Source organism: uncultured Allobosea sp., assembly GCF_945957345.1.
Classification (GTDB): domain Bacteria; phylum Pseudomonadota; class Alphaproteobacteria; order Rhizobiales; family Beijerinckiaceae; genus Allobosea.
Window position 1 is genome coordinate 1 of sequence record NZ_CAMFKW010000067.1, and the last position, 20,010, is coordinate 20,010.

The following is a 20,010-nucleotide window of genomic DNA, read 5'->3' on the forward strand; positions in this document are numbered from 1 at the left end:
ACGTGTCGCGAAAGTCAGTCGCACAAGTTTGACTTTCGCACCTGATTTTTGCGACGGGAGACGGTTTCCCGTATTTCAGGAATCGTTGCTCGCATTGAGCTCCTCGGGGCGAAGGCCCTCGTCCGGCTCGACGAGATGCTCCGGGCTCGCCGCCCAAGCGGCGAGAATCTCTCCAATGAGTTCGGTCCGCGAACATCCCTGCCGATGGATCGATATATAGTGGTCGAGCGCGGCCAGTATGCGCTCGTCCACGGACAGTGTGACAGGAACAGCGGCCATCGAAGCACCTCGCGGAACCGAGGATGGAACAGCGTCGCGGCGGCGACGTTTCCAGAAGATGGCATTGGAGCACAGCTTCAGCTTCCAAGCAAATATGCGGCACGATCAAGCACTTGCGGCCGGGCAGTGAAATTGCGTTCACTCAACGTGTGGTGACGCTCAAGAATTCGCCCGCAGAGAAAATCGACATCCCGAATAAATGAACAAACAGGCCTCTCGCTTGTTGTCGAAACGACCCGCTTGAAGCGGAAACATTCTGGAGGAAGATATGATCAGGCATCATCATTTCATGTTGTCGACCGTTGGTGTCGCGATGCTCGCCACGGCCGCCATGGCCCAGACCAGCGCGCCGACGCCCCCCTCCTCTGCCCCCGCTGCGCCGGCCGCCACCCAATCGAGCGCCAGTTCCTCGGCGCATACCAATCTGGCCGGCCAGGGCAAATGGCGCACGAGCAAGCTGATCGGCGTCGATGTCTACGGCCCCGATGACAAGAAGGTCGGTGACATCACCGAGGTGATCGTCGACAAGTCCGGCAAGGTCGAGATGGTGACGATCGGCGTCGGCGGCTTCCTCGGCATCGGCTCGAAGGACGTCGCGGTTCCCTTCGACCAGGTGACCTGGAGCGACCAGCCGATCGCCCCGCCGGCCCCCGCTCCTGCTCCGTCGGGCAGCGCTGGGGGTACGGGCGGCGGCATGGCTTCTCCGCCGGCTGCGGCGGCTCCGAGGGCGCCGGCCATGTATCCGGATCACGGCAAGATCACCCTGACCAAGGATCAGCTCAAGGCCGCTCCGAGCGTGACCTATTCCGGCACCTGACGGCCACCGCCGCTCTGTGGCTGGATCGCTGAGCAGGCCCGCCTCGCGACAACGGGGCGGGCCCTTTCCTGCGTGTCGTCGCCTCACGCAGGAAAGATGCTTCCCAACAGCGGCGGGATCGCCTCGGGCAAGTCATCGGCGATCAACCCCATTCCAAGCTTTTCGCCGGCAAGCCCATGCAGCCAGACGGCGGCGCAGCTCGCTTCGAAAGCCGACATGCCCTGGCCCAGAAGGCCGGCGACCAACCCTGCCAGCACGTCCCCGGAACCCGCCGTCGCCAGCGCAGGCGATCCTGTGGCGTTAATGGCGGCACGCCCGTCGGGCGAAGCAATGACCGTATCGGCGCCCTTATAGACAACGACCGCCCCGGACAGTGCAGCGGCCTTCCGTGCCTTTTCGAGCTTCGAGGGCTCCGTTGCGATGGCGGGATCGTCCCCGAACAGCCGCTGGAACTCGCCTTCATGCGGCGTCAGCACGACCTCGCTGCCACGGCCATGAAGAAGGCTCACGCCGCCATCGGGAAAGCCCGCAAGCGTGGTCAGAGCATCGGCATCGAGGACCGCAGGCCTGTCGTCGGCAATCACGGCTCGCACCAGTTTCTGCGCGCGGACCCCAAGCCCGAGCGCCGGACCGGCGACGACAGTCGAAACCCGGCGATCCCGCAGGAATGCTTCCAGCGCGGCACGATCGGCGACAGCGCGCTGCATCAGCGCGTCCGGCCCGCGCGCAGCATGAATCGGCAGAGCCTCGGGCTCACACAGCAGGGTGGCCAATCCGGCGCCGATGCGCAGTGCCGCCCGAGCACTGAGCCGTGGCGCCCCGACGCCTGCGATCCCGCCGGCGATCACGGCCACTGCACCGCGCCGGAACTTGTGCGTATCGACCCCATGTTCCGGCCAGGCTTGCCGCCAGAGCTTGGGATCGTTGCGGAAGGCCGTCGGCCCGACCGCTTCAAGCGCCGCCCGGGCGGGAATGCCGATATCGGCAACCGTCACCGGGCCGCAGAGCGACCGCCCCGGCTGGAGCAGATGCCCGGGCTTGAGCCGGAAGAAGGTGACGGTCTCGCTTGCGTTGACTGCCATGCCCTCCGCCCGGCCGCTATCACCGGATACCCCGCTCGGAATGTCGACGGCGATGACCGGGCGGCTGGCCCTGTTGAGGAAGTCCGCAGCCTCCGCGAAGGCGCCTGTCAGCGGGCGCGTCAGGCCGGCGCCGAACAGGGCATCGACAAAGACGCCGCCCTGCATCCCATGGAGTTTGTCCAACCGCTCGACCGGGCCAGCCCAGCGTTCCATCGCAATGGCAGCATCGCCCTTGAAGCCATCCACTCCGCCCGGCAGCACGACGCGCACCCTCAGCCCTCGCTCACGCAGCAGGCGCGCCGCAATGAGGCCGTCGCCGCCATTGTTGCCGGGCCCGCAGAGCAACGTGACGGCGCCTCCCGCCCCGGCGCGCCGGAACGCGGCTTCCGCCACCGCACGGCCGGCACGCTCCATCAGGTCGATGCCGGGAATGCCCGCCGCGATCGCGATGCGATCGGCAGCCGCCATTTGCTGCGTGGTCAGCAAGGCGAGCTCCGCCCTGCCCTTCGTCTCGGCGCCGTGGTCGTCCATGCCGCATCTTCGGGCGGCGCCGGACGGCCCGCAAGTTGCGGCGGAATGCCGCTTATGATCAACAGTTACGCAGATGCTCAATTTTTGTGCTGTTTATTGCCTTTTCACCGAGCGCCTCGACAGGCGTTGCCGCATGGCGGGGCGTCGGCGCCAATGCTATGAGCAGAAGCAAGGCTGCATTCGCGTGAGGGCGCGGGCTTCTTTCCCGCGTCGCAGCGCCTTGCGACCCACGATCCGGCCCGAGCCGGAGCCCGAGATGCAATGGAGGCCGGTCGGCGCATGAAGAAGATCGAAGCGATCATCAAGCCCTTCAAGCTGGACGAGGTGAAGGAGGCGCTCCAGGAGGTCGGGCTGCAGGGCATCACGGTCCTGGAGGCCAAGGGCTTCGGTCGCCAGAAGGGCCATACCGAGCTCTATCGCGGCGCCGAATACGTCGTCGACTTCCTGCCGAAGGTGAAGATCGAGATCATCCTCGCCGACGACATGCTGGACCGCGCCATCGAGGCGATCATGAAGGCCGCCCAGACCGGCCGCATCGGAGATGGCAAGATTTTTGTATCGAGCATCGAGGGGGTGATCCGTATCCGCACCGGCGAGACCGGCGCGGACGCGATCTAGGAATTCTCCCCGACGATTGGAAAACGAGCCGCAGGCCGGATTGGAGCCGGGTGCGGCAGCGTGAAACGTGAATAACTGCTGGCAAGAGGAATGCTGAAATGAAAAGCGCCAAGGATGTCCTCAAGGCGATCAAGGATAACGACGTCAAGTATGTCGACTTCCGCTTCACCGACCCGCGCGGCAAGTGGCAGCACGTGACCTTCGATGTCGGCATGATCGACGAGGACATCTTCGCCGAAGGCACGATGTTCGACGGCTCCTCGATCGCTGGTTGGAAGGCCATCAACGAGTCCGACATGCTGCTGATGCCGGATCCGACGACCGCGACGATGGATCCGTTCTTCTCGGCCCCGACCATGGTCATCAACTGCGACGTGCTCGAGCCCGGCACCGGCGAGCCCTATGGCCGCGACCCGCGCGGCATCGCCAAGAAGGCCGAGGCCTATCTGAAGTCGACCGGCATCGGCGACACCGTCTATGTCGGACCCGAGGCCGAATTCTTCGTCTTCGACGACGTCAAGATCGCCGCCGACCCGTACCATACCGGCTTCAAGCTCGATAACGTCGAACTGCCGATCAACGGCTATTCCGACTACGAGGGCGGCAATCTCGGCCACCGCGTCGCTACCAAGGGCGGCTATTTCCCCGTCCCGCCGCAGGATTCGGCGCAGGACATGCGCGGTGAGATGCTGGCCGCGATGCAGTCGATGGGCGTGGTCGTCGAGAAGCACCACCACGAGGTCGCCTCGGCCCAGCATGAGCTCGGCATGAAGTTCGACACGCTCGTGCACACCGCCGACCTGATGCAGATCTACAAGTACGCGATCCACAACGTGGCGCAGAGCTACGGCAAGACCGCGACCTTCATGCCGAAGCCGATCTATGGCGACAACGGCTCTGGCATGCACGTTCACCAGTCGATCTGGAAGAACGGCAAGCCGGTCTTCGCCGGCAACAAGTACGCCGACCTGTCGCAGGAATGCCTCTGGTACATCGGCGGCATCATCAAGCACGCCAAGTCGCTGAACGCCTTCACGAACCCCTCGACCAACTCCTACAAGCGCCTCGTCCCAGGCTATGAGGCCCCGGTCCTGCTCGCCTATTCGGCGCGCAACCGCTCGGCTTCCTGCCGTATTCCGTGGACGACCTCGCCGAAGGCCAAGCGCGTCGAGGTCCGCTTCCCCGATCCGATGGCGAACCCCTATCTCGCCTTCGCCGCCATGCTGATGGCCGGCCTCGACGGCATCGTGAACAAGATCGATCCCGGCCCGGCGATGGACAAGGATCTCTACGACCTGCCGCCGCGCGAGCTGAAGAAGATCCCGACGGTCTGCGGCTCGCTCCGCGAGGCGCTGGAGTCGCTCAAGAAGGACAACGCCTATCTCAAGGCCGGCGGCGTCTTCAACGACGACTTCATCGAGAGCTATATCGAGCTCAAGATGCAGGATGTGGCGCGCTTCGAGATGACGCCGCACCCGGTCGAGTTCGCGATGTACTACTCGTACTGAGGCGATTGGCCGGCAGCTGAAGCATGCCGGCCAACACCCGCAAAACGATCAGGCCGGGGCGGCAACGCTCCGGCCTTTGTTTTTAGGAGGTTCCGCCGACAAGCCGGCGATAGCTTTCGATCGTGCGCCCGACGTGACGGGCCATCGTCAGGGGATCGGCCCAGTAGCGGCGGTAGGCGGCCTCTCCCATCGCACGCGCGCAGGCATCATCCTGCAGCCGGCCGAGCGCGGCAGAAAGGCCCGCGACATCGCCGCCATCGACGAGGATACCGTCCTCGCCATCGACGACCCAGCTCGCCGGCCCCGTGGTCCGCGCCAGGACGACCGGCACGCCGAGCGAGCGCGCCTCGGCGATCACCAGCGGTCCGGGCTCGTACCAGAGTGAAGGCAGCACGAGGCACCGCGCCTGCGCGATCTCGTCGAAGACCTGATCGGCAGGCACCCAGCCGCGGATCTCCGCCTGTGGATTGATCCGTGCGATCTCGCCGGCGAGCGGCCCCTCTCCGACGAAACGGACAGGCGCGCCGGCATCATGAGCGGCTTGCGCCAGGACGTCCGCGGCCTTCTCCTGCGTGAAGCGGCCGAGGAACAGGGCATGCCGGTTCCGGGCGACATCGACGGCCGGCCGCCGCTCCGCTTCCATCATGTTCTCGACGACGACATGGCGTGCCTGGGGTGGCAGGAACGGCTCGGCAAAGCGGCGCGCGAAGTCGCTGACATGGATAAAGAGCGGCGCCTCGAGCCTGCGCATCGCCTTGTCGGAACCGAACTGCCGGGCGACGCGGATGAGCTTGTGCAGATAGGAGGCGCGATCGCAGTTGCTGGTGACGCAGCCAGCCGACATCGGCCTGAACCTGCAGACGGCATTGGCCTTGAAATCGAAATAGCCGCCGACCGGGCAGAACGAGAAATAGTCGTGCATGGTGATGGCAATGGGCAGCCCGCTCTCGCCGGCAGCCCCGATGGCGGCCGGGCTGAACGCCTTGGTCCATTGATGCAGATGCACCAGCGTCTTGCCGCGCGGCTGGCGCGACAGAAGATCGCGCAGGAAGCGATGAGCTTCGCCATTCCAGATGCCTTGGCGGGCTGCAGCGACCTTGCTGCCGACCTGCCAGATCTCCTCGCCGGCAAAACGCTCCACGCTGATGAGTGGGTGATCGAGGCGCTCGGAAACGGGACCGATCGCGTAGGCGAAGACGATCTCGACGCCGGCCTCGGCCAGCCCGCGCGCGCTTTCGATCGCCACCTTCGCGGCACCGCCATTGACCGAGCCGAAATCGCTGATGATGACCGCGCGCACGAAAGCCTCCCGCGGGCATTGTCGCCGCGAAAGATTGAGGAAGGGCTGACGCCCTGTTTGAAGAGCAGGGCCTGCCGCAGTCTTAGGAGGTCTTCGGCGAAGCGCCTTCGCGCTGCAGCAGCGAACCGACTGTCGCAACGGCCGGCGGAATGCAGAGCAGGAAGACTGCCAGGGACACAAGCAAGGAGGTTTGCGGCACGCCGGCATTGGCAAATCCGGCAATGGCGAGCGCGGCCAGGGCGCTGCCCAGCGTGAGGCCATGCCAGCGGAACGGCATCGACAGGAACAGCGGCACGCCCATGATCGCCGCCGCAGCAGCCCCGGCCGTTCCGCCGAGAAGCAGCCCCGTGAGTGAACCAGCGGACAGGCTCCACCCGACGAGCGAGCCGAGATTGAGGAGGACGGCATCGGCGATAGCGAGCCCGATGATCGGCCGCAGGCGCTGCATGAGGTGTGCTGGTGTCGGCAACAGGGTCTGCACCAGTGCCCGCAGCAGCGCGAGGACGGTAACGATCGGAGCTGCAAGCAGGAAAGAAGCGCGCAGCTCCCCCTTGACCAGCCAGGAAGCGGCCGGGGCGAGCAGACACAGGATTGCCGCCGCCGTCACGAACGAGCACCCCGCGAGCAGCGCGTAATAGTCGCCGAGCCGCAGGCGGAATGTCGGCGAGCCAGGCTCGCGGTCATAATCGGTGACCAGATCCGGGTAGCGGACGGCTTGGAGCGCCGAAACCACCAGATTGAAGGGACGCTGCAGGAGATCAAGTGCCAGCAGGGCTCCGGCCGCAGCGCTGCTGCCGATCACAGCGGTCAACAGCGCCTTGAGTCCGAGCAGCGCCAGAATGCCCGCGACGGAAGCCCCGGACGAAACCCCACCATAGGTCAGGTGCTTCATCAGGAGGCCGCGCTGCGGACGCTTGAGTCCGGTCGCGAACGCACCACCGGTGAATCGTGCCGCCACGCCATAGACGACATATCCGGCCAGCGCGCCCGCGACCGCGCCTGCGAGGGTGGGGTCGAGGACGGCCCCGCCGACCGTCCCCGCCGCGAAGATGGAGGCACGAGCGACCTGCAGGATCGAGAACAATCGAAAATCCTGCCGGAAGCGCAGCATGGTCAGGTGCAGCTCGGTGCCACCCTGCAAGACCGCGACGAGGGTGGCGGAGAGTGCGATCCAGGCCTGCGCCACGCCCGATACCGAAATTCCCGCCCCCACCAGCAGGCACAGCACGGCGCAGACCGCGAAGGAATAGAGGATCACAGAGCGCTGCGCAGTCTCGTCGGTACCCGGATAGAAGCGGCTGCATGAGAAGCGCAGCCATTCGAAGGCGACAATGCTGCCGAACTGGCCGATCGTGATGAAAAGCGAATAATAGGTGAAGTCCTGGGCCGGCAGAAGGCGCGAGACCAGCAGCAGGAGCCCGAGCGCCAGCAGGGCCTGGTAAGCATAGGCAGCGAGAGCGACGATCTGGCCCATCGGCGCGCCGTTCCGCTCAGCGTAGGTTCGGCATGCGAAGGGGCAACGCTGCGCCGTTATCGACCGAACCGGAAAACCTGACGGAAACGAGATACATCCAATTGCCCTCCGACCACAGGCCTAGGGCAAAAAGGTTGATATTTCCGCGCGGTGGGAGCGGTGTTTTCAGGAGAGATGCAGAACCACGAGCCCCGCAGAGGCTGCGACCGCCGCCAGCCACCAAAGCCAGGGCGAAGCATGCGGATCAGTGTTCGCCAAGGGCTGGCCGATAACGTCCTCATGACCGAAGGATTCGCCGGCGAGGCGTGCAGCGCGCTGCAATCCCGCGATACCCGCAACCGGCACTGACTGACGCGACGCCACGGCCTTCTCCCCCTGTAGACCGATCATAGCGCATTGCGGAAATCCGCATAGGCCCGACCGTGCCGATCATCCTCTGCACGGATGGTTAACGTGCCCTGAACACGTCCGTTCCATGCCGCTGTTGCGCATTCCGGCGACAGGGATGTGACAGGATCGCGCGGCCTGATGCACAGGCGGTTTCGATCCGTGGATGAGGCGTCTATAAGCTGCCCCTGACAAGGCGCGACAGCCCGCAATGCGCTAGAGTTTATAGGCGCGAATCAGGAAGAATCGGTTGGCAATGGCGGATAACGGCGATCTTTTCGGCGGAGAACCAGAGCGGCCGGACGCGGCAAGCCCGCGGCCGGAAGCGCGCCCGCCCGCCGCAAGCCCCAAGGGGGTGCCGGCATCGGCAGCCCCTACCCGCAACGGCACGCTCTCAGAGGCCGGCTACGACGCTTCGGCGATCGAGGTTCTTGAGGGGCTGGAGCCGGTCCGTCGCCGGCCGGGCATGTATATCGGCGGCACCGACGAGCGCGCCCTGCACCACCTCTTCGCCGAGGTGATCGACAACGCCATGGACGAGGCCGTGGCCGGCCACGCCACCTTCATCGATGTCGAGTTGTTCGAGGACGGCTCGATTGCCGTCACCGACAATGGGCGCGGCATCCCGGTCGATCCCCATCCGAAATTCCCCGGCAAATCGGCGCTCGAAGTCATCATGACGACGCTGCATGCCGGCGGAAAATTCGACTCCAAGGCCTATGAGACCTCGGGCGGCCTGCACGGCGTCGGCGTCTCCGTGGTAAACGCGCTGTCCGACCGGCTCGAGGTCGAGGTCGCGCGCGGCAAGACGCTTTACCGCCAGGTCTTCTCGCGCGGCCTGCCGCAGGGACCGCTTGAGACTGTCGGCGCCGTCGCCAACCGGCGTGGCACCAGGGTGCGCTTCCATCCCGATGCGCAGATCTTCGGGGAGGGCGCGCATTTCTCCCCTGCCCGCCTGTTCCGCATGGCCCGCTCCAAGGCCTACCTCTTCGGCGGCGTCGAGATCCGCTGGACCTGCGCGCCGGCTCTGCTGAAGCCCGAAGGCGATGTCGCGGCCGAGGCTGTGTTCCGCTTCCCCGGGGGCTTGCGCGACTATCTCGGCCGCGAGATCGAGGGCAAGGACCTCGTCGCCGAGCCGATCTTCTCCGGCAAGATCACCAGGGAAGGCAGCCACGGCTCGCTCGAATGGGCGGTGGCTTGGCTCGCGACCGGCGAAGACGGCTTCTCCTCCTCCTATTGCAACACCATCCCTACCCCTGAGGGTGGCACCCATGAGCAGGGCCTACGCATCGCCCTGCTGCGCGGCTTGCGCGACCATGCCGAGCGCATCGGGCAGTCCAAGCGCATGGCGCAGGTCACCTCCGACGACGTGATGGCCACTTGCGCAGCCATGCTCTCGGTCTTCATCCGCGAGCCGGAATTCCAGGGCCAGACCAAGGATAAGCTCGCGACGCAGGAAGCCCACCGCATCGTCGAGGGCGCAGTGCGTGACGCTTTCGACCATTGGCTCGCCGCCGCTCCTCAACAGGCCTTGCGCCTGCTCGACTGGTCGGTCGACCGGGCCGAGGAGCGCCTGCGCCGGCGCCTCGAAAAGGAAGTCTCGCGCAAGACCGCGACGCGCAAGTTGCGCCTGCCCGGCAAGCTCGCCGATTGCTCGAATGCCGGCGCGGCCGGCTCCGAGCTCTTCATCGTCGAGGGCGACTCGGCCGGCGGCTCGGCCAAGCAGGCCCGCAATCGCTCGAACCAGGCGATCCTGCCCTTGCGCGGAAAAATCCTGAACGTCGCCAATGCGACGCGCGAGAAGCTGAACCAGAACCAGCAGCTCGCCGATCTCATCCTGGCGTTGGGCTGCGGCATCGGCACCCAGTTCCGCGAAGACGACCTGCGCTACGAGAAGGTCATCGTGATGACCGACGCGGATGTCGACGGCGCCCATATCGCCTCGCTGCTGGTCACCTTCTTCTGGCGGCAGATGCCGCGCCTGATCGAGAAGGGCCATCTCTACCTTGCCGTGCCGCCGCTCTACCGGCTCCAGCATGGCGGCAAGAGCATCTATGCCCGCAACGATGCCCATAAGGACGAGCTGATCGAGACCGTGTTCAAGGGCAAGAAGCCGGAGATCTCGCGCTTCAAAGGCTTGGGCGAAATGATGCCGGCGCAGCTCAAGGAAACCACCATGGACCCGAGCAAGCGCATCCTGCTCAAGGTCATGGTCGATCACGAAGCCAAGGAGGAGACTTCCGACACGGTCGAGCGCCTGATGGGCAACAAGCCGGAAGCGCGCTTCGTCTTCATCCAGGAACGTGCCGCCTTTGCCGGCGAACTGATCGACCTGTGAGGGCTGAGCCCTGCATGTTTGCAGGGCTGGGGCTCAAGCCCGGCGGGCTGCCCGGCGCAATGTTTCCCGGCAGGGTTCGCGCATGTCGAACTCTGCCCACACCCCGGACCCCCATGACCGTCGCCACCACGCCACTGCTCGGGACTGGCCGCTGACGGCATGGGCGAGCCTGCTTCCCCTCCATCTCGACGCGACGGCGATCTGGCATCGCCGGCCGGACAGGCGTCCTGGGACGACATCCGGATCTTCAACGCCATCGCCGTCGGCGGGTCGATGGCCGTGGCGGCGGCGCGGCTAGGCCTGAGCGAAGCAACCATCGCGCGCCGGCTCAAAGGTTTCGAAACCGAACTCGGATTGCAGCTTTTCACCCGCGAGGCCAACCGGCTCGTGCCGACCTCCGTCGGCATGGAGCTCGCGACTGAGGCCGGCCTCGTCGAGGCTGCCGCCAGGCGCTTCGCGATCCGCGCCGAAGCTGCCCGTCCGCAAGCCAATGCGCCGGTCCGCATCACCGCTACCACCTCGATCAGCCTGCTCCTGACGATGAACGCGACGGCGATCTCGCAGGCGGCCGGCGGCGTCGAGATCGTCATCATCAGCACGCGCAACCGGCTTGATCTGGCACGCGGCGAGGCCGATATCGCGCTGCGCATGACCAGGGTGCCGAGCGAGCCCGGCCATTACGCCCAGAAGATCGGGCGATTGATGCAGGCGCTCTATGTCCGCCGCGATGTCGACCCCGCGATCGCGCCGATCATTTCGGTCAATCGCGAGACATCCTCGCGGATCGACGACCACATCATGGCCTATGCCGCAGGGCGGCCGATCGCGGCCCGTGTCGGCGATTCGGCTGCCCGCTACGAGAGCATTCGCTCCTCCGGCGCGCTGTCGATGGCGCCTTGCTTCATGGGCGATGCCGATCCGAGCCTGCACCGCCTGGAGCCGCCGCCCGAGCAGACCGGCGACGACATCTTCCTGGTCTCGCACGAGGTTTCCCGCCGCAGGCCCGGCGTCGCTGCCGTGTTGAGCGCCCTGCGCAAATTGTTCAAGGAGCATCAGGCCCGGCTTTCGGGACGAGCCGTCGATGCCAGAGGCGATCGATAAAGTCCTCCGCGCCTGCAAAAGACTTGGCTAACCATCCTTTTACTGCTGCGGGCGCATAGTGCCGCAAAGCTCGTGAAGTCACGGGCCGCGGAGAGTGCGCCATGCGCCTGATCGAAATGTTCTGGAAGGACAATCGCGGCACCCTTGCCGCCGACATCGCCAAGGCCGGTGCGGCGATCGCCTTCCTGTCGGTCATCGCTGCGAATTTCCTGTCGAGCCAGACCGCCTCGCTCGACAAGGAGCGCATGGCTCAGGTCAGCCTCGCCGTCTCGAAGCGGCAGGCCGTCGATCCGATGGTCACCGGCTCGATCACGCAGACCGCGAACGCCACGAAGCTCGATCCCTGCGCCCTGCCGCGCTGAGAATTATCAGCCAAGCCAGCGCAATAGCTCCGCCGTCACTGCCTCCGGCTCCTCAAGTGTCGAGAGATGACCGCAACCCGGCACGATCGCTAGCTGCGCCCCGCCCTCGCTGACCTTCACCATCTCCTGCGCTTCAGCGACAGGCGTGATCTCATCCTCCTTGCCGACCAGCACCAGCGTCGGGATTGACAGCCTCGCGAGCACAGGCCGCGAATCCGGCCGCTGCATGATCGCTTTCTGCTGGCGCACGAAACCCTCCGCCCCGACCTCGTCGGCCATCTGGCGTACCAGCAGGCGCAGTGGCTCATCGGTCAGGCGCGCTGGCGCGACCAGCTTCTGCCAGAGCAGCGTCGTGACGTTGTCGAAGGCGCCCTTCTCGGCAAGCGCGATCATCTGCTCCCGCGGGACGTTGGTCTCGGGCGTCGCCGGCTTGGCGCTGGTGTCGAGCAGGGCGAGCCGCGTCACACGCTCCGGCGCCTGCCGCAAGACCTCGAAGGCGACATAGCCACCCATCGACAACCCGCAGAGCGCAAAGCGCGGCGGCGCCGCACCCAGCAGGCGTTTTGCGATGGCTGACAGCGTGCCGTCGCTGGCGTGATCGGCGACCAGGATCGGGCGCCCATCGGCCAGTGCAGGCCACTGCGGAGCATAGAGCGCGGCGTTGCAACTCAGGCCGGGAACGAGAACGAGCGGCTCCTTCATGAGGCTAAAACAGTCCTTCCAAGGCTAGATGATTGACTTTGCCGCGTTTTCTTTGCATTCCACACGGGTCCGCAGGCGCGCAGGAACTGTCGTCGCGCCAACGTGGTGGTTGAGCAGGTCATCCCGCCGCGTTTCACCGACCCAGAAGAAGCACGATACGCGATGTCATTTGCCGAACTCGGCTTGAGTGAAAAGGTTCTGACGGCCGTCACGGCCGCGGGCTATAGCACGCCGACCCCCATCCAGGCCCAGGCCATTCCGCATGTTCTTGCCCGCAAGGACGTTCTGGGCATCGCCCAGACCGGCACCGGCAAGACCGCGGCCTTCACGCTCCCGATGCTCACCATCCTGGAAACCGGCCGCGCCCGGGCCCGGATGCCCCGCACCCTGATCCTGGAGCCGACGCGCGAGCTCGCGGCGCAGGTCGAGGAGAACTTCACCCGCTACGGCGTGAACCAGAAGCTCTCGGTCGCGCTGCTGATCGGCGGCGTTTCGTTCGGCGACCAGGACGCCAAGATCACCCGCGGCGTCGACGTGCTGATCGCGACGCCCGGCCGCCTGCTCGACCATGTCGAGCGCGGCAAGCTGCTGCTCACCGGCGTCGAACTCCTCGTCATCGACGAGGCCGACCGCATGCTCGATATGGGCTTCATCCCAGACATCGAGCGGATCTGCAAGCTCGTGCCCTTCACGCGGCAGACGCTGTTCTTCACCGCGACGATGCCGCCGGAGATCACCCGCATCTCCGAGCAGTTCCTGCACAACCCGGTTCGCGTCGAGGTCTCGCGCCCTGCCACGGCCGCCGCGACGATCACCCAGCGCCTGATCGCGTCCAATGCCCAGGATTTCGAGAAGCGCGAGACGCTGCGCAAGCTGATCAAGGGTGCGGTCGATCTCCAGAACGCGATCGTCTTCTGCAACCGCAAGCGCGATGTCGCAACGCTGCACAAGTCGTTGCAGCGCCACGGTTTCCCGGCGGTCGCGCTGCATGGCGACATGGACCAGTATGCCCGCATGGCGGCGCTGGAATCCTTCCGCACCGGCGAGAACCCGATCCTCGTCGCCTCGGACGTCGCCGCGCGCGGCCTCGATATCCCCGCCGTCAGCCATGTCTTCAATTTCGACGTGCCGACCCATGCCGAGGACTATGTCCACCGCATCGGCCGCACCGGCCGCGCCGGCCGCCTGGGCACCGCCTTCACCATCGTCACGCGCCATGACGACAAGCTCGTCTCTGCCGTCGAGAAATTGACCGGCCAGACCATCGCCTTCGAAGGCCCCGGCCTCGACGCCCTGCCTCCGGGCGAGCCGCGCGACGAGCGTCGCGGCGGCCGCCGGGACGACAAGCGTTCCTCCTCGCGCGGCGGACGTGGCCGCCCCGAGCGCGGCGCCCGCGCAGAGTCGGTAGCCTCGCGGCCGGATGCCGATGAGAATGTCGCCGACACGCAGCGCAAGCCGCGCCGCGTGCCGATCCGGCCCGATTCCGAGACGGCAGCGCCCCCGCCCGCCGCGCGTAACCAGGATGCCCCCCGGCGTGGGCGCGGCCATGGCCGCGACGATGATGACGGCCCGCAGGTGAAGGGGTTGGGCGATCACGTCCCGGCCTTCCTGCTGCGCCCGGCACGCGTCGGATAACGTTACGGCATCAACCCGTTTTTAACGACATCGCTCTAGATTGAGCTTCGCCGTGACGGGATGACTGTCGCGGCGGACGGGCGCATGCCGCCGTATATACGGACAGGATGTCCCGCTTCGATTGTGTCAATCGAAGCTGTCGTGGCCGAAGGCCGCGAACCGGCTTCATACCGGATGGCGAAGGCATGGACGACCTGGTTTCGGTTCCCGCCCGCACTGATGACCTCGCAGAGCGCGTCGTCGCGGCGATGCGGGAGCATGGCTCGCCGAGCTATCCTCGCGCCTTCGAGGTCTGGTACGCCCATCTGAGCGACGAGATTCCGGCCGTCAGCGTCGCGATGAACGCGATCCTTGCCGGCAGCGACGGAAAGGTCTCCGCCGCCGATATCGACAGCCTTTACGAACGCTTCATCTCGACCGAGCGCTTCTCGCGCCAGGCCGAGCGCACCAGCCTTCAGGTGCTCGGCGAGATCGACGCCATGATGGGTCTCGTGGACAAGGCGCTCGGCTCCAGCGAACTCTATCACGGCCGTCTCTGCGCCATGTCGGAGGACGTGCCGCCGTCGACGGACCGGCACAAGCTGCGCGAATGGGTCGAAGCGCTGGTGATGTCGACCCGCGAGGAGGTCACGCGCAAGGCGCAACTCGAAGCGGAACTGCGCAACAGCTCCAACGAGATCCGCAACCTGCGCGAGGCCCTGGAATCGACCCGCGCCGAGGCCCTGACCGATCCGCTGACCGGGCTCGCCAATCGGCGCCATTTCGAGGAGATGCTGCAGAAGTCGATCGATCAGGCGACGCTGCGCCGCGAGCCTTTCGCGCTGGTCATGGCCGATATCGACTTCTTCAAGCGCTTCAACGACGCCCATGGCCACCTGACGGGCGATCAGGTGTTGCGCCTCGTCGCCCGCACGATGAAGGACAAGTTCAAGGACAAGGCGGTCATCACCCGCTTCGGCGGCGAGGAATTCGCCATTATCCTGCCTGAGGCCGATCTGATCGCCGGCAAATTCGGCGCTGAGACGGTCCGTCAGGCTCTGTTGACCCGCGAATTGATCAAGCGTTCGACCAACGAAAATCTCGGCCGGATCACCATTTCGCTCGGCGTGTCCAGCTACCGCCGCGGCGATACGGCCGGTTCGCTGGTCGATCGGGCCGATCAGGCGCTGATGCAGGCCAAGCGCGACGGCCGCAACCGGACCGTCACCGAGGATGTCGTGGAGACGGCGAGCCGCGTCGCCTGAGAAGGCCGCGCCGGCAGCTGTTCAAGGCGCCGCCAGCGCGCTCTCGCTGCGCGGCTTGATCTCGACGGATTCGCCACAGCCGCAGGCCGAGACCTGGTTCGGATTGTTGAACACGAAGGTCGAGGAGAAGCGGTCGGTCTTGAAGTCGAGCTCGGTGCCGAGCAGGAACAGCACGGCCTTGGCATCGACGACCACCGTCGCGTCCTTGTCGGTCACGACCTCGTCGCCCTTGTTGACCGCGCGCGCGATCTCGAAGGTGTATTCCATGCCGGCGCAGCCGCCCTTCTTGACGCCGACCCGAAGGCCAAGTGCCGGAGCGTCCCCGCCAGAGGATTGCGCCATGATCTCGCGGATGCGGGCCGCCGCGGCATCGGTCAGCGAAATGACCTTGAGGCCCGGTATCGAAAACATCTGTTTCCCTCCTCGACCGGGTTCAAGGCCCGGTGAAGCAAGACTGTTCCCGACAACATAGGGATCGGCAGGGCTTTCGTCGAGATGGCGACAGTGCGCCATGCGCCGGCTATCCGCCCCCTGCCCGCCCAACGCATTGCGGAACGGGCCGGCTCATGCACTCTGCAACAGAGAATCCCCGAGGCTCCAAGACCTCTTCCACACGGCAGGAAACCCATGGCGCACCGTCTGCATCGCCCCGAATCGCTGCATGCCCTCGTCCGCGACATGGTCGTGAAGGCCGGCTGGACCGAGGCCGAAGCGCAGGAGACGGCAGACCATCTCGTCCTCGCCAATCTCAGCGGCCATGACAGCCATGGCGTCGGCATGCTGCCGCTCTATTTCCAGTCGCTGGCGGACGGCAATCTCGACCCGAAGTCCCGCCCTGAGACCCGGACGGACACCGCACCCTTCCTGATCATCGACGGCAAGGTCGCGCTCGGCCAGCCGAACGCCCGCAACGCCGTCGACCGGGCCATCGCCATGGCGCAGACGGACGGCGTCGCCATCGTCAACCTGCTCGATTCCCATCATATTGGCCGCATCGGGCATTACGCCGAGGTCGCGGCCGAAGCGGGGCTGATCTCGTTCTTCTGGGTCAATGTCGCCGGCCGCCCGCCGATCGTCGCGCCCTATGCGGCGAAGGAAGCGCGTTTCGGCACCAACCCGCACGCGATCGGCATCCCCGTCCCCGGCGGCGATCCGCTGATCCTCGATTTCGCCACCAGCCGCATGGCCCATGGCAAGGCGCGCGTCGCGCTCAACAAGGGCGAGCAGGTCCCGCCTGGCTACATCATCGACGGCGAGGGCCGCCCGACCACCGACCCGGCCCATGTCTTCGCCAGCCCCGACCATCCGCTCGGCGCGCTCCTGCCTTTCGGCGACCACAAGGGGGCCGGCCTTTCGCTGATCGCCGAACTGCTCTCGGCCGGACTGATGGGCGCGGCGCGCATCGACCAGAAGCCGCAGAAGACCTGGGTGATCAACTCGCTCTTCGGTGTGATCATCGATCCTGCCCGACTGGAGCCCGATGCCGAACTCCGCCGCAGCCGCACCGAAAGCTATCTCGCCTTCGTGCGCGCCGCGAAGCCGATGGACCCGACCAACCCGGTTCTTGCGCCCGGCGACAAGGAACGCAACGTACGGATCGAGCGGCAGGCGGCCGGCATCCCGCTCGATGACGAGACCTGGTCGCAGATCGTGGCCGCCGCCAGGCATCACGGCATCGACGCCGAGAGCTACTGAACCATGCGGCCCGAGGCCTACAACGCCTTCTGCGCGAGCCTCCCCGCCACGAGCCATGTCGTGCAATGGGGCGGCGCCGATGTCTGGAAGGTCGGCGGCAAGGTCTTCGCCATCGGCCGGCAGCAGGAGAACGGCGAGATGGCCGTGTCCTTCAAATGCTCGCCGATGGCCTTTGATATCCTCGGCGAGCAGCCAGGCCTCAGGCCCGCGCCCTATCTCGCCTCGCGCGGCATGAAATGGATCCAATGGCTCAGCGGCGAAAGCATGCCTGACGATGCGCTGCAGGATTACCTTGCCGAGAGCCACCGCCTCGCCGCCGCCGGGCTGACGAAGCGGGTGCGGGCCGAGCTCGGCCTATAGCAACGCCTCGCCCCGGAACATCGGGACGCAGCCGCCGCCGACCCGCGAGCGGAACCCGTCCGCCGCGCGGCGCGAGGAGACGTTCAGCCGGCTCGGGCGCCCCATCTCGACGCCCTGTGTAATGCTGTAGGCCGCCTCCTCGCCGCCATCGAGCGACAGGAGCAGCGCACCGAGCGTGGCGCTGGCGCTGCCGGTGGCGGGATCTTCCCAGGTCCCGGCCAGCGGCGCGAACATGCGCGCCCGGATCGCGTTGCCGTCGCGGGCATAGAGGAACAGCGACAGCCGCCCCTGCAATTCGGGGTTTTGGCTTTCGAGCTTGCGGAAGGCGGCGATGTCTGGCGTCGCACTGGCGAGCGCCGTTGATGCGACCTGCACCAGCACGAATTTCACGCCGAGCGACGCCTGAACCGGCTTGTGGCCGCTGGTGACGATATCGGAAGGAGCCACGCCGACGCAGGCGGCGATGCCATCGACCGGCAGTTCAATGCCGAGCGACAGGGCCTGCGGGGCTGCGATCACCGCGCCCGTGACGGCACCGGCGGTATCTCGCTCCACCGCGATCTCGACCAGCCCGGCCAACTGCTCGAAACGCAGCACGCCGTTGCGGTCGCGGCCATGGCGAGCCAGCACGCAGGCCGTACCGACGTTGGGATGGCCCGCGAAGGGCATCTCGGCCGTGCGATGGAAGATCCGGACGCGCGCGTCATTGGCCGGGTCGTCCGGCGGCAGGACGAAGGTCGTCTCGCTATAGTTCATCTCGGCCGCGAGCGACTGCATCTGCGCGTCCGAAAGCCCTCGCGCGTCGGTGAAGACGGCGAGCTGGTTGCCGCCGAAAGGGTGGTCGGTGAAGACGTCGACAGTCTCGTAGGGAAAGCTCGGCATGGCAGGCTCCGGGAACGGATGACACGCCTATTCCTGCCAGCCAAGCGAACTCAGCACCAATGAAGCGATGAGATGCGATCCATCAACGCGACCAGTGCCGCGCTCACCACATGTCGAGCGCGACGCGGGCCTCGTCGGACATGCGCGACTGATCCCAGGGCGGATCGAAGGTCATATTGACGGTGACACCGGCGACGCCCGGTACCACGCTCACGGCATTCTCGACCCAGCCCGGCATCTCGCCGGCCACCGGGCAGCCCGGCGCGGTCAGCGTCATGTCGATCGTGATCTGCCGGTCGTCGGCGATATCGACACGATAGATCAGGCCGAGTTCATAGATGTCGGAGGGAATCTCGGGGTCGTAGACCGTCTTCAGCGCTGCGACGATGTCGTCGGTCAGACGGTCGATCTCCTCCGGCGGCAAAGCCGTGCCCTTGCCCATGGCGGGGGCGTTCGGCTTCAGATCATCAGCGACGCTGTCGGTCATCTCTTCAAATCCCGGTCAGGCGAACAGGCTCTCGGCCTTCCGCAGGGCGTCGACCAGCTTGTCCACTTCTTCGAGCGTGTTGTAGAGCCCGAAGGAGGCGCGGCAGGTCGATGTCACCCCATATCGTGCCAAAAGCGGCATGGCGCAATGGGTGCCGGCCCTGACGGCGACACCGGCGCGGTCGATCACGGTCGCGACGTCATGGGCGTGCGCGCCCTTCATCTCGAAGGCGACGATCGCGCCCTTCTCCCGCGCCCTGCAGAAGATGCGGATCGAGTTCATCTCGCCGAGCCGCTCCATGGCATAGGCGCCGAGCTTGGCCTCATGGGCCGCGATGTTCTCGCGGCCGAGCGCCATCATGTAGTCGAGCGCGGCGCCCAGGCCCACCGCCTCGACGATGGCCGGCGTGCCGGACTCGAAGCGATGCGGCGGATCGTTATAGGTCACGCTGTCTTCGCTGACGGTGACGATCATCTCGCCGCCGCCTTCGTAGGGCGGCAGCTTGTCGAGCCATTCCTTCTTGCCCCAGAGGATGCCGGAGCCGGTCGGCCCATAGGTCTTGTGGCCGGTGAAGGCGTAGAAATCGCAGCCTAGCGCCTGCACGTCGACGGGCAGATGCACCGCGCCCTGGCTGCCGTCGACCACGAGCGGAATGCCATAGGAGCGGCAGATCGCAGCGACCTCGTCGATCGGGATGATCGTGCCGATCGCGTTCGACATATGCGTCAGCGACACCACCTTGGTGCGCGGCGAAATCAGCTTCTCGAATTCCGCGATGAGGAAATTGCCGTCCTCGTCGATCGGCGCCCATTTGATCACGGCGCCATGGCGCTCGCGCCAGTAGTGCCAGGGTACGATGTTGGAATGGTGCTCCAGGATCGAGAGGATGATCTCGTCGCCTTCCTGGATCTGCAGATGCCGCCCGAGCGAGGAGGCGACCGTGTTGAGCGCGCCGGTGGAGGAGCGCGTGAACACGATCTCTTCCAGATGCGCCGCGTTCAGGAAGCGGCGCGCACTTTCGCGTGCCGCTTCATAGGCTTCCGTCGATGCGTTGGCGAGATAGTGCAGGCCGCGATGGACATTGGCGTAGTCCTCGCGCATCAGCCGCGTCATCGCCTCGATCACCGCTTCAGGCTTCTGGGCCGAGGCGGCATTGTCGAGATAGACCAGCGGCTTGCCGTAAACTTCCCTGCTCAGGATCGGGAAAT

Annotated in this window: 21 protein-coding genes; 11 read left to right on the top strand and 10 right to left on the bottom strand. The window is 66.0% G+C overall.

Annotation, left to right across the window (positions count from 1 at the left end):
• Positions 1-75: 75 nt before the first annotated feature.
• Positions 76-279 (bottom strand): hypothetical protein, encoded by a 204-nt coding sequence (locus Q0Q36_RS22710; RefSeq protein WP_293801712.1) that lies wholly within the window; start codon positions 277-279, stop codon positions 76-78.
• A 23-nt stretch (positions 280-302) separates the two neighbouring features.
• On the opposite strand from Q0Q36_RS22710, the gene Q0Q36_RS22715 reads away from it, so the two are divergent.
• Together Q0Q36_RS22715 and Q0Q36_RS22720 are read left to right on the top strand one after the other, a co-directional pair.
• Complete coding sequence (locus tag Q0Q36_RS22715; protein ID WP_293801714.1) at positions 303-482, top strand: hypothetical protein; 180 nt, start codon at positions 303-305, stop codon at positions 480-482.
• A 65-nt stretch (positions 483-547) separates the two neighbouring features.
• Complete coding sequence (locus Q0Q36_RS22720; RefSeq protein ID WP_293801716.1) at positions 548-1,096, top strand: PRC-barrel domain-containing protein; 549 nt, start codon at positions 548-550, stop codon at positions 1,094-1,096.
• A gap of 83 nt (positions 1,097-1,179) precedes the next feature.
• Here Q0Q36_RS22720 and Q0Q36_RS22725 read toward each other — a convergent pair whose 3' ends face one another.
• Positions 1,180-2,709 (bottom strand): NAD(P)H-hydrate dehydratase, encoded by a 1,530-nt coding sequence (locus Q0Q36_RS22725; protein WP_293801718.1) that lies wholly within the window; start codon positions 2,707-2,709, stop codon positions 1,180-1,182.
• Positions 2,710-2,988: 279 nt separating this feature from the next.
• Between Q0Q36_RS22725 and Q0Q36_RS22730 the strand changes: the two genes are divergently transcribed.
• Together Q0Q36_RS22730 and glnA are read left to right on the top strand one after the other, a co-directional pair.
• On the top strand, positions 2,989-3,327 hold the full coding sequence (locus tag Q0Q36_RS22730; protein ID WP_199091838.1) for a P-II family nitrogen regulator: 339 nt from the start codon (positions 2,989-2,991) through the stop codon (positions 3,325-3,327).
• A 98-nt stretch (positions 3,328-3,425) separates the two neighbouring features.
• On the top strand, positions 3,426-4,835 hold the full coding sequence (gene glnA, locus Q0Q36_RS22735; protein ID WP_293801721.1) for a type I glutamate--ammonia ligase: 1,410 nt from the start codon (positions 3,426-3,428) through the stop codon (positions 4,833-4,835).
• A gap of 82 nt (positions 4,836-4,917) precedes the next feature.
• On the opposite strand, the gene Q0Q36_RS22740 is transcribed toward glnA, so the two are convergent.
• The 3 genes from Q0Q36_RS22740 to Q0Q36_RS22750 all read right to left on the bottom strand — a co-directional run bounded on the left by Q0Q36_RS22740 (position 4,918) and on the right by Q0Q36_RS22750 (position 7,972).
• On the bottom strand, positions 4,918-6,135 hold the full coding sequence (locus Q0Q36_RS22740; protein ID WP_293801723.1) for a glycosyltransferase: 1,218 nt from the start codon (positions 6,133-6,135) through the stop codon (positions 4,918-4,920).
• Between the two features lie 82 nt (positions 6,136-6,217).
• A complete protein-coding gene (locus tag Q0Q36_RS22745) occupies positions 6,218-7,609 on the bottom strand; it encodes a hypothetical protein (protein WP_293801725.1) in 1,392 nt (463 codons plus the stop codon).
• A gap of 165 nt (positions 7,610-7,774) precedes the next feature.
• Complete coding sequence (locus tag Q0Q36_RS22750) at positions 7,775-7,972, bottom strand: hypothetical protein (protein WP_293801727.1); 198 nt, start codon at positions 7,970-7,972, stop codon at positions 7,775-7,777.
• A gap of 280 nt (positions 7,973-8,252) precedes the next feature.
• Between Q0Q36_RS22750 and parE the strand changes: the two genes are divergently transcribed.
• The 3 genes from parE to Q0Q36_RS22765 all read left to right on the top strand — a co-directional run bounded on the left by parE (position 8,253) and on the right by Q0Q36_RS22765 (position 11,797).
• Positions 8,253-10,334: a DNA topoisomerase IV subunit B gene (parE, locus tag Q0Q36_RS22755; RefSeq protein WP_293801729.1), complete on the top strand. Its 2,082-nt coding sequence runs from the start codon at positions 8,253-8,255 to the stop codon at positions 10,332-10,334.
• A gap of 159 nt (positions 10,335-10,493) precedes the next feature.
• Positions 10,494-11,435 carry a LysR family transcriptional regulator gene (locus Q0Q36_RS22760; RefSeq protein WP_293801731.1) on the top strand — a complete coding sequence of 314 codons (942 nt, stop codon included), beginning with the start codon at positions 10,494-10,496 and terminating at the stop codon, positions 11,433-11,435.
• 101 nt (positions 11,436-11,536) lie between these two features.
• Complete coding sequence (locus Q0Q36_RS22765) at positions 11,537-11,797, top strand: hypothetical protein (protein ID WP_293801732.1); 261 nt, start codon at positions 11,537-11,539, stop codon at positions 11,795-11,797.
• A gap of 6 nt (positions 11,798-11,803) precedes the next feature.
• Here Q0Q36_RS22765 and Q0Q36_RS22770 read toward each other — a convergent pair whose 3' ends face one another.
• A complete protein-coding gene (locus Q0Q36_RS22770; protein ID WP_293801734.1) occupies positions 11,804-12,499 on the bottom strand; it encodes an alpha/beta fold hydrolase in 696 nt (231 codons plus the stop codon).
• 162 nt (positions 12,500-12,661) lie between these two features.
• On the opposite strand from Q0Q36_RS22770, the gene Q0Q36_RS22775 reads away from it, so the two are divergent.
• Together Q0Q36_RS22775 and Q0Q36_RS22780 are read left to right on the top strand one after the other, a co-directional pair.
• A complete protein-coding gene (locus tag Q0Q36_RS22775) occupies positions 12,662-14,134 on the top strand; it encodes a DEAD/DEAH box helicase (RefSeq protein WP_293801736.1) in 1,473 nt (490 codons plus the stop codon).
• A gap of 185 nt (positions 14,135-14,319) precedes the next feature.
• Positions 14,320-15,378, top strand: coding sequence for a diguanylate cyclase (locus Q0Q36_RS22780; protein ID WP_293801738.1), 1,059 nt, complete (start codon positions 14,320-14,322; stop codon positions 15,376-15,378).
• Between the two features lie 21 nt (positions 15,379-15,399).
• Here the strand turns inward: Q0Q36_RS22780 and Q0Q36_RS22785 are convergent, their stop codons facing one another.
• Positions 15,400-15,789: an iron-sulfur cluster assembly accessory protein gene (locus Q0Q36_RS22785; RefSeq protein WP_293801740.1), complete on the bottom strand. Its 390-nt coding sequence runs from the start codon at positions 15,787-15,789 to the stop codon at positions 15,400-15,402.
• Positions 15,790-16,005: 216 nt separating this feature from the next.
• On the opposite strand from Q0Q36_RS22785, the gene Q0Q36_RS22790 reads away from it, so the two are divergent.
• Both Q0Q36_RS22790 and Q0Q36_RS22795 read left to right on the top strand, forming a co-directional pair.
• Positions 16,006-17,073 (top strand): malate/lactate/ureidoglycolate dehydrogenase, encoded by a 1,068-nt coding sequence (locus tag Q0Q36_RS22790; protein ID WP_293801742.1) that lies wholly within the window; start codon positions 16,006-16,008, stop codon positions 17,071-17,073.
• 3 nt (positions 17,074-17,076) lie between these two features.
• A complete protein-coding gene (locus tag Q0Q36_RS22795) occupies positions 17,077-17,433 on the top strand; it encodes an MmcQ/YjbR family DNA-binding protein (protein WP_293801744.1) in 357 nt (118 codons plus the stop codon).
• Here Q0Q36_RS22795 and Q0Q36_RS22800 read toward each other — a convergent pair.
• The 3 genes from Q0Q36_RS22800 to Q0Q36_RS22810 form a co-directional block, all read right to left on the bottom strand.
• A complete protein-coding gene (locus Q0Q36_RS22800; protein ID WP_293801746.1) occupies positions 17,428-18,315 on the bottom strand; it encodes a PhzF family phenazine biosynthesis protein in 888 nt (295 codons plus the stop codon). The genes Q0Q36_RS22795 and Q0Q36_RS22800 overlap by 6 nt on opposite strands.
• A gap of 103 nt (positions 18,316-18,418) precedes the next feature.
• The gene (locus Q0Q36_RS22805) at positions 18,419-18,802 is read right to left on the bottom strand and encodes an SUF system Fe-S cluster assembly protein (protein WP_293801748.1); all 384 of its coding nucleotides are present in this window, start codon (positions 18,800-18,802) and stop codon (positions 18,419-18,421) included.
• A 15-nt stretch (positions 18,803-18,817) separates the two neighbouring features.
• The coding region (locus tag Q0Q36_RS22810; RefSeq protein WP_293801750.1) for a cysteine desulfurase at positions 18,818-20,010 on the bottom strand (1,193 nt) is incomplete at its 5' end.

What these genes read in the sequence shown, in the direction of transcription:
- Q0Q36_RS22790 (WP_293801742.1), top strand. Translation starts at nt 16,006, where the DNA reads ATGGCGCACCGTCTGCATCGCCCCGAATCGCTGCATGCCCTCGTCCGC.
- Q0Q36_RS22730 (WP_199091838.1), top strand. Translation starts at nt 2,989, where the DNA reads ATGAAGAAGATCGAAGCGATCATCAAGCCCTTCAAGCTGGACGAGGTG.
- Q0Q36_RS22745 (WP_293801725.1), bottom strand. Translation starts at nt 7,609, where the DNA reads ATGGGCCAGATCGTCGCTCTCGCTGCCTATGCTTACCAGGCCCTGCTG.
- Q0Q36_RS22805 (WP_293801748.1), bottom strand. Translation starts at nt 18,802, where the DNA reads ATGACCGACAGCGTCGCTGATGATCTGAAGCCGAACGCCCCCGCCATG.
- Q0Q36_RS22785 (WP_293801740.1), bottom strand. Translation starts at nt 15,789, where the DNA reads ATGTTTTCGATACCGGGCCTCAAGGTCATTTCGCTGACCGATGCCGCG.
- Q0Q36_RS22710 (WP_293801712.1), bottom strand. Translation starts at nt 279, where the DNA reads ATGGCCGCTGTTCCTGTCACACTGTCCGTGGACGAGCGCATACTGGCC.
- Q0Q36_RS22715 (WP_293801714.1), top strand. Translation starts at nt 303, where the DNA reads ATGGAACAGCGTCGCGGCGGCGACGTTTCCAGAAGATGGCATTGGAGC.
- Q0Q36_RS22770 (WP_293801734.1), bottom strand. Translation starts at nt 12,499, where the DNA reads ATGAAGGAGCCGCTCGTTCTCGTTCCCGGCCTGAGTTGCAACGCCGCG.
- Q0Q36_RS22800 (WP_293801746.1), bottom strand. Translation starts at nt 18,315, where the DNA reads ATGCCGAGCTTTCCCTACGAGACTGTCGACGTCTTCACCGACCACCCT.
- Q0Q36_RS22775 (WP_293801736.1), top strand. Translation starts at nt 12,662, where the DNA reads ATGTCATTTGCCGAACTCGGCTTGAGTGAAAAGGTTCTGACGGCCGTC.
- Q0Q36_RS22720 (WP_293801716.1), top strand. Translation starts at nt 548, where the DNA reads ATGATCAGGCATCATCATTTCATGTTGTCGACCGTTGGTGTCGCGATG.
- Q0Q36_RS22795 (WP_293801744.1), top strand. Translation starts at nt 17,077, where the DNA reads ATGCGGCCCGAGGCCTACAACGCCTTCTGCGCGAGCCTCCCCGCCACG.
- Q0Q36_RS22780 (WP_293801738.1), top strand. Translation starts at nt 14,320, where the DNA reads ATGGACGACCTGGTTTCGGTTCCCGCCCGCACTGATGACCTCGCAGAG.
- Q0Q36_RS22725 (WP_293801718.1), bottom strand. Translation starts at nt 2,709, where the DNA reads ATGGACGACCACGGCGCCGAGACGAAGGGCAGGGCGGAGCTCGCCTTG.
- Q0Q36_RS22765 (WP_293801732.1), top strand. Translation starts at nt 11,537, where the DNA reads ATGCGCCTGATCGAAATGTTCTGGAAGGACAATCGCGGCACCCTTGCC.
- glnA (WP_293801721.1), top strand. Translation starts at nt 3,426, where the DNA reads ATGAAAAGCGCCAAGGATGTCCTCAAGGCGATCAAGGATAACGACGTC.
- Q0Q36_RS22760 (WP_293801731.1), top strand. Translation starts at nt 10,494, where the DNA reads ATGGGCGAGCCTGCTTCCCCTCCATCTCGACGCGACGGCGATCTGGCA.
- parE (WP_293801729.1), top strand. Translation starts at nt 8,253, where the DNA reads ATGGCGGATAACGGCGATCTTTTCGGCGGAGAACCAGAGCGGCCGGAC.